This is a genomic window from Mesorhizobium sp. M7A.F.Ca.US.006.04.2.1, assembly GCF_004022915.1.
Classification (GTDB): domain Bacteria; phylum Pseudomonadota; class Alphaproteobacteria; order Rhizobiales; family Rhizobiaceae; genus Mesorhizobium; species Mesorhizobium ciceri.
Genome location: NZ_RZQA01000436.1, coordinates 1 through 5344 on the forward strand (window position 1 = coordinate 1; position 5344 = coordinate 5344).

Consider the following 5344-nt stretch of genomic DNA (forward strand, 5'->3'; position numbering starts at 1 on the left):
ATCCTGTGGGACGTGCCCGGCGTCGCCTGCGTCACCGATCGCGGCACCGTCCGCGCCAAAGCGGTGATCGTGACCGCTTCGCCGGCGGTGCTCGCCTTCGAGGAGATCGCGTTCTCGCCGGCCCTGCCCGACACCCATTTTGGCGCCTTCTTCGACCTGCCGATGGGCATGCTGACCAAATTGCCGGTCGAAATATCGGGCACAAGGCTCGGGCTGCAGCCTTTCGACGACCTGCTGATCGAACGGATGGCCAGGCACGACATCTATTTCCTGTGCTTCCCGTTCGACCTTGACCTGATGGTCGGGTTCGTCGGCGGCGATTTCGCCTGGGAAATGTCGGCGGCCGGCGAGGCGGCCGGCATCGACTTCGTCGTCGACCGGCTGTGCGGCATCTTCGGTGGCGATACGCGCAAGCATGTCGGACGCGCCATGATGACCAATTGGGGCGGCGAGCGCTTCGTGCGCGGCGCCTACGCCGCCGCCCGCCCTGGCCGTTCCCTGGCGCGCGCCGCGCTCATGCAGCCGGTGGCCGACAAGATCTTCTTCGCCGGCGAGCACTTGGCCGGCCCGCTAATGCAGACCTGCGGCGGCGCACGGCTGTCGGGCGAAGCGGTGGCAAGACAGGTTGTCGCCCAGCTTGCGGCCAAATAGCTTCAGGAAAATGTGGAACGCCGCGCGGCTGTTCGCGTTGGGCACGGGCCGCCGTGAACATCTATGTCACCTCCGGTGAATTGAGACCGACATGAAACTCTTCGACTGCCCCCATTGCGGCCATCGCATCTATTTCGAGAACGCCCAGTGCCTGAACTGCGGGAACCCCGTGCTCTACGATCCCGAGCACGCCTGTTTCGCGCTGGCGAGCGCCGACGGCATCTTCCAGTGCACCAACGCCGATGAATGCGCCTGCAACTGGATGGCCGAGCCCGGACACGCCTTTTGCCGCGCCTGTGCGCTCAACCAGTCGATCCCGGATCTCTCCGTCGACGGCAACCGCCGCCGCTGGATCCGTGTCGAAGCGGCGAAGAAGCGCGCCATCTATTCGCTGCTGGCCTTCGGGCTGCCGGTGGCGCCCAAGCAGAACCCCGCCGACGAGATCGGGCTGGCCTTCGACTTCCTCGCCGATCCGATCGGCGGCGGCCCCGGCGGCGAGCGGATCCTGACCGGCCACGACAATGGCCTGATCACGCTCAACGTCGCCGAGGCGGATTCGGCCGAGCGCGAAAAGCGCCGCGTCGAGATGGGCGAGAACTACCGCACCTTGCTCGGTCATTTCCGTCATGAGCTTGGGCACTATTATTGGGACCGCCTGATCCGCGACGATCCGCACCGGCTCGAAGCTTTCCGCGCACTGTTCGGCGATGACCGCGCCGATTACGAACAGGCGCTGAAGGCCTATTATGCCAATGGTGCGCCGCCCGACTGGCAGCAAGGCCACATCTCGGCCTATGCGACCTCGCATCCATGGGAGGACTGGGCCGAGACCTGGGCTCACCACCTGCACATCACCGACACGCTGGAAATGGTGCACGCACTGAACTTTCCGCTCGGCCGGCTGGAGACGGTGGAGGCCAACGACTTGCCGCGCGGCGACACCGGCGGCGAATTGCAGGCCGCACCCTCGGAGCCGCCGACCGCGCCCGAGTCTTTCGAAAAGATCCTTGCCCGCTGGCTGGTGCTGTCGGAAGCCTCCAATTCGATCAACCGCTGCATGGGCCTGCCGGACCTCTATCCCTTTGTCATTTCGGACGTCACGGCGCGGAAATTGGACTTCGTTCACGAACTTCTGACCGATTTGCCTGGAGAACAGGGAACAAATCGTGAGTTGGCACAGGCGCTTTAGCGGGAACGCATGAGCTGCTGCCCCGTTTTCGCTGGCGAGGGACCATGAAAACGGAGAGAAACCATGAAATCCCTGTTGTTTCCGGCGGTCGCCGGAATGCTGACCGTGATGTCGGGCGCCGCGTTTGCCGACACCGCCGTCTCAGCCGTCACCGACCTTAACGTTCGCGCCGGACCCGGCCCGCAATACCCTGTCATCGGCGTGCTCGCCGCCGGTCAGTCGGCAACGCTCAATGGCTGCATCGAAAACAGCAAATGGTGCACCATAGCCGAGGCCGGCGGCCAGGGCTGGGTCTATTCCGACTATGTGACGGCCGATATAGGCGGCAGCCGGGTGGTGCTGACGCAACGGCGCGCCAGCGTTGCTGTCGTCTCGCCGCCGGAGGACATCGGCAACTACTCGACCGATTATACCGGCGCGATCATCGCCAGCGATCCGGTCGTCGATGACTTCCCGCCGCCCCCGGCTGAAGTCCGCACCTATGTCGACACGCATCGCCTCGATCCCATCTATCTGGAAGGCGAAGTGGTCACCGGCGCGACCCTGCCCGACACCGTCGAGCTGCGCGAGATTCCGGACTACAATTACCGCTATGTCTATGTGAACGGCCAGCGGGCGCTGATCGATCCGCAGACCCGGCGCATCATGTACGTCGTGCGCTGACGACAATTGGCATAAGCGGCCGCTGCCACAGCAGCGGCCGCCGGCAGGCGGCACCGCAGCGCCGCCTCTTCTGCGCCGACGCTGCTTTGAGGGTTGTGCTTTGCGGAAAACGATTCCGATTTTCCGGGCCATCGATTAGTCAATAGGCGATGACTTTGGCAAAGGAGCCCGCGTGACCATCGATCCGGCCGCCTTCGAGCGCTACAGGCATTCGCCGAACGCCAGGACGACCTTGCCGCGCCTGTTGCTCGGAACGGGGATCGTTGTCCTTTTTTGGGCAGCAACCACCGTGGCCGTGCTGGTCGGCGGCACCTATGCCTTCTTCGCCCGGCAGGCGGCCCCATCATCCGGCATGCAGGGTTTCCTCGCCTCGCCCATCGGCATCCTCGCCGCGCTCGTCTCGTTCGCCGGCATCTGGATCGGCCTGTGGGTCGCGATGCGCTGGGTGCATGGCGAGAAGCTGTCGGCGCTGCTCGGCAACAGCCGGCGTGTTTCGTGGTCCGGCTTCCTCAAGGGGCTGATCGCGGTGCTGATCACCTCGTTGATCTCCGAAATCCTGCTCTATCTCTTGCAGCCGCAGATCGCGCGCGGCCCGATCAGCCTGTCGTCCTGGCTGCTGTTTGCGATCCCGATCGCCGCGCTCACTCTGTTGCAGACCTCGTCGGAAGAGTTGCTGTTTCGCGGCTACCTGCTGCGCGGTCTCGCCAGCCGGTTCAAGAGCCCGTTCATCTGGGCGCTGCTGCCGGCCCTGCTGTTCACCTCGCTGCATTGGAGTGCGAGTTCGTCGCCAGCCATCAACGCCTGTGTGCTGGCGTCGATCGCCGCTTTCGCGTTGCTGCTGACGCTTGTCGTTTACGCAACAGGCAATCTCGGCGCCGCGCTGGGTGCTCATCTCGGCAACAACCTGACCGGCTTCCTGCTGATCTCGCATCAGGAAAGCTACAATTCCTTCGCCCTGTTCAACGCCAGGCCGCTCGAGGGACCGGGCTGGGCAACGTCGGATGCGGTTCTCATCGCCTTCATCGGCATCGCCTGCAGCCTGCTGACCATCGGGCTGCTTTTGCATCCGCGCTCGCCGCTCAAGGTCGCCGCCGAGCTTCCGGACCGCACGAGCACGGCCTGAATGCGGGTCCGGGAATGACGCTACCCGGCCCTTGTCTTGACTCTTGCGCAGATTTCCTGTCTACACGCCCCGAATTCCGCGACGAGTATCCCTCCGAGCAAGCCGACCAGGACGCCGAAACCTCTTTGAGGTGAAGTGCTGTAAATCGATCCTGGAGGCCAACACCCGGCAGCGCTGAGCGCCCCCGGGTGCTTTTTGGTTTTGGCTTTTGCTTGGACTTTTGGTTGGACACTGGGCGCGAACGCATTACCTCTCGGGCACCATCCGGGTGCCAGGGAAAAGGAAAACGAATGTTTGAATCGCTACAGGAACGTCTTGGTTCGATCCTGAACGGCCTGACCGGCCGCGGCGCGCTGTCGGAGGCTGATGTCTCGGCGGCGCTGCGCGAGGTGCGCCGTGCGCTGCTCGAAGCCGACGTGGCGCTGGAAGTGGTGCGCTCCTTCACCGACAAGGTGCGCGAGAAGGCCGTCGGCGCTGCCGTGGTCAAGTCGATCAAGCCCGGCCAGATGGTCGTCAAGATCGTTCATGACGAACTGGTCGACATGCTCGGCGCTGAAGGCGTCGCCATCGATCTCAATGCCCCGGCGCCGGTCGTCATCATGATGGTCGGCCTGCAGGGTTCCGGCAAGACGACCACTTCGGCCAAGATCGCCAAGCGTCTTTCCGAGCGTCAGAACAAGAAGGTCCTGATGGCCTCGCTCGACACGCGGCGCCCCGCCGCGCAGGAGCAGCTTCGCCAGCTCGGCGAACAGGTCAAGGTCGCCACGCTGCCGATCATCGACGGCCAGTCGCCGGTCGACATCGCGCGCCGCGCCGTGCAGGCGGCCAAGCTCGGCGGCCACGACGTCGTCATCCTCGACACCGCCGGCCGCACCCATATCGACGAGCCGCTGATGGTCGAGATGGCCGACATCAAGAAGGTATCGAGCCCGCACGAAATCCTGCTGGTCGCCGATTCGCTGACCGGCCAGGACGCCGTCAACCTGGCCAAGAGCTTCGACGAGCGCGTCGGCATCACCGGTCTCGTGCTGACCCGCATGGACGGCGACGGCCGTGGCGGTGCTGCCCTTTCGATGCGCGCCGTCACCGGCAAGCCGATCAAGCTGATCGGCACCGGCGAAAAGATGGACGGGCTGGAGGAATTCCACCCCAAGCGCATCGCTGACCGCATCCTCGGCATGGGCGACATTGTCTCGCTCGTCGAAAAGGCCGCCGAGAACATCGACGCCGAACAGGCGGCGGCGATGGCCAAGAAGATGCAGTCGGGCAAGTTCGACCTGAACGATCTCGCCGGCCAGCTTCAGCAGATGTCGAAGATGGGCGGCATGGGCGGCATCATGGGCATGATGCCCGGCATGGGCAAGATGAAGGACCAGATGGCCGCCGCCGGTCTCCACGACAAGATGTTCGGCCGCCAGCTCGCCATCATCTCGTCGATGACCAAGGCAGAGCGCGCCAATCCCGATTTGCTCAAGCATTCGCGCAAGAAGCGCATCGCTGCCGGTTCCGGCACCGACGCGGCCGAAATCAACAAGCTGCTCAAAATGCATCGCGGCATGGCCGACATGATGAAGGCGATGGGCGGCAAGGGCAAAGGCGGCGGCCTGATGCGCGGCATGATGGGCGGCCTCGCCTCCAAGATGGGCCTCGGCGGCATGATGCCCGGCGGTATGGGTGGCATGATGGGCGGCGGCATGCCGGACCTGTCGAAGCTGTCT

General features: G+C 64.5%; 5 protein-coding genes. All 5 read left to right on the plus strand.

The window, feature by feature from the left end:
* The coding region (locus EN925_RS21755; protein ID WP_164894317.1) for an FAD-dependent oxidoreductase at positions 1-651 on the plus strand (651 nt) is incomplete at its 5' end.
* Positions 652-742: 91 nt separating this feature from the next.
* On the plus strand, positions 743-1840 hold the full coding sequence (locus EN925_RS21760; protein WP_128336907.1) for a putative zinc-binding metallopeptidase: 1098 nt from the start codon (positions 743-745) through the stop codon (positions 1838-1840).
* A gap of 63 nt (positions 1841-1903) precedes the next feature.
* Positions 1904-2503 carry a DUF1236 domain-containing protein gene (locus EN925_RS21765; RefSeq protein ID WP_027162879.1) on the plus strand — a complete coding sequence of 200 codons (600 nt, stop codon included), beginning with the start codon at positions 1904-1906 and terminating at the stop codon, positions 2501-2503.
* Positions 2504-2675: 172 nt separating this feature from the next.
* The gene (locus tag EN925_RS21770; protein WP_127369377.1) at positions 2676-3626 is read left to right on the plus strand and encodes a CPBP family intramembrane glutamic endopeptidase; all 951 of its coding nucleotides are present in this window, start codon (positions 2676-2678) and stop codon (positions 3624-3626) included.
* 290 nt (positions 3627-3916) lie between these two features.
* Positions 3917-5344 (plus strand): signal recognition particle protein (gene ffh, locus EN925_RS21775; protein WP_128336909.1); only part of this gene is annotated, 1428 nt, incomplete at its 3' end.